This window comes from Rhodopirellula maiorica SM1, assembly GCF_000346295.1.
Classification (GTDB): Bacteria; Planctomycetota; Planctomycetia; order Pirellulales; family Pirellulaceae; genus Novipirellula; species Novipirellula maiorica.
Genome location: NZ_ANOG01001054.1, coordinates 1 through 2,195, shown reverse-complemented (window position 1 = coordinate 2,195; position 2,195 = coordinate 1). Strand labels below are relative to the sequence as shown.

Genomic DNA, 2,195 nt, shown 5'->3' with positions numbered 1-2,195 from the left:
CACCTGAGAATTGGACCATCGCTGCGGATGTTCCCCAAGGAAACGTACGTGATTATTCGCTACTGTTGGGTGTCGAACCCGAATACGCGATGGATCCGCCGACCTTTCGCTGGCTGTGGAATTGGTACGTTTTCGGAGTAGCGATACTGACGGCAGCGGGATTGATCACCTCGATGCTCTCGCCGGTAGTCCGACAACGCATCAGCGTGGATCAATACCGAATCGTATTTGTGACGGTCACGGCGTTGTTGGGGATCGTTGTCGGAACTCCGGCAAGCATCGTGATGGGCGACTTTGTGTTTACCTGGCCAGTGGTCCTGTTTGCCTTGTTTGCACTGGCGATCCAGCAAAGCGAGATCCGCCCTCCAAAACGATCGCGTTCGAGCGAACGAAGAAAACAGACAACGCTGGGAGCACGAACCAGCTTCGCAGTTTTCCTGATCGCTTGCGTGGCCTATTTCGTTGCCTGTCGTCAAATGAGTTTGGTGACGCAGTGGTTCTTTCTGTGGGGATTTTGGGCCGCCGCCCCTGCACTCATCGTGATGCGGCTTTGGAAAGACCGCCGCGGTTGGCGATCACGCGTGTTCGAGTGGGTGCTGATCCAAATCGCCTTCGCGTTGTTCAGCGTCTCGACTGCAGCGCTGTTGGATTTCCGCTACAACTTGGTTTGGTCGTGAGTCAACGACGGCGTGATGACACAGCAAGTCCACGGCAGGATAAAGGTGTCAAAAGGTGTCAGGACTCTTATTCCAATAAGAGTCCTGACACCTTTTTCCTGCCTGACACCTTTTTCCTGCCAACTCCGACCGAGCAAATGGGTAGGAAAATGGAGGTAGGAAGATGAGAAGAGGGGGACTCTCGGCAACTGTGTTTGCTAAGCAGGTTGGCGACAGGCCGCAGCGGGGGAACAAGCCACAAATCTCACGAATCAACACCAATCCGGAAACCCTGTTCCATTCGTGATCATTTGTGTGATTCGTGGCCGACCTTCGAGCGAACAGATCAGCGCCGGTCGACTGAGCACCGACGCACCGCAGGAATCGAGCGGCGACAACATACGACCATCAAGTTGATCGACCGCGCAACGACGGACCGCAAGAACAATCCCCCCCGCCCAGCAAGGCGACACAACCCAAATTGACTTTGTATCACTCGGTGGGTCAAGTGATTTCGGTTATATCTCTCGACTGGCATGGGCCGGTCAAAACGCGGGCTGACTGATTGAGAAAACGAGGACTATAAGGACGGGGGCCGATTGCGGCGTTGATATTTGAGGAATCAGTGTCGTCCTGCGCGGTGCTCTTTGAGAATGACCGAGACCGGTTTCATCGTTGCGATCTCGTGCCGCGCCTATTGCAAGCGGTGGCTGACGCACTACCTCGTCCCTCGATAGTTTATTCGACGAACTAGGAAGTCCATCGTACAACACTACAAAATTTCACCACGAAAGTAGATGGCATTGGGCCAATGCAGGGCGTTTTGCCAGGACGAAACTCTTGGCGAGTTTCGCTACGGTAGATATTGGGGGCGGTAGAGATAGGGGCGGGAGGCTTCGGGAGCGGATGCGTTGCACCTGATGACTGGCTAGAAGCCTCTCCCACATGGAAACGAAAAAAGCGGAGTGAGTCTCGTGAGAGTCTCACCCCGCCTATTCGGAACACTAACGTCCTACGGTATTGCTCAGGCTTCCCTTGCGTCGGGCCTGATCAAACCGTGTTTCTAGCAACCGCAAGCTGGTGCAGCTTCGCAACCGCAAGAAGGAGCTACGTCGCAACCGCATGCTGCGTCGCAGCCACAGTTGCCGTGGCTGAACAGACGACGCAACAAGCCACGAACGGGGCCTTCGGTCGGTGGGCAGCAAACGGGTGCAGCTTCGCACGCTCCGCAAGCATCGCCACAGCAAGAAGCTGGAGCACATACTTGAACTGGAACTTGCTTGCAAACAACTCGTGGAACACAACGTGTCACGGTGTAAGGCTCGCAAACTTTGCGGCACTTAGCAACCTTGATCGTTTTGGTGAAGCACTCTTTCTTGTAGGTCGTGCAGCATACGGTCTTGGTGCGGCACTCAGGAACCATCGTGCAAACCTTGTAGCAAACTTCCTTCGTGCGGCACTCAGGAACCATCTTGCAGACGGTGTAGTTGCAGGTCTTTTGACGGTTTTCGCAAACGAATTTGCAAGTGGTGTAGCAAA

At 54.6% G+C, this 2,195-nt stretch carries 2 protein-coding genes; one reads left to right on the top strand and one right to left on the bottom strand.

What is annotated here, in order from left to right; all coding sequences use genetic code 11:
- Positions 1 to 677, top strand: a 677-nt coding sequence (locus tag RMSM_RS41580) for a hypothetical protein (RefSeq protein WP_040771035.1), incomplete at its 5' end; no start/stop codon positions are given.
- Positions 678 to 1,719: 1,042 nt separating this feature from the next.
- Here RMSM_RS41580 and RMSM_RS39160 read toward each other — a convergent pair.
- A complete protein-coding gene (locus RMSM_RS39160; protein WP_081614445.1) occupies positions 1,720 to 2,127 on the bottom strand; it encodes a hypothetical protein in 408 nt (135 codons plus the stop codon).
- Positions 2,128 to 2,195: the final 68 nt, after the last annotated feature.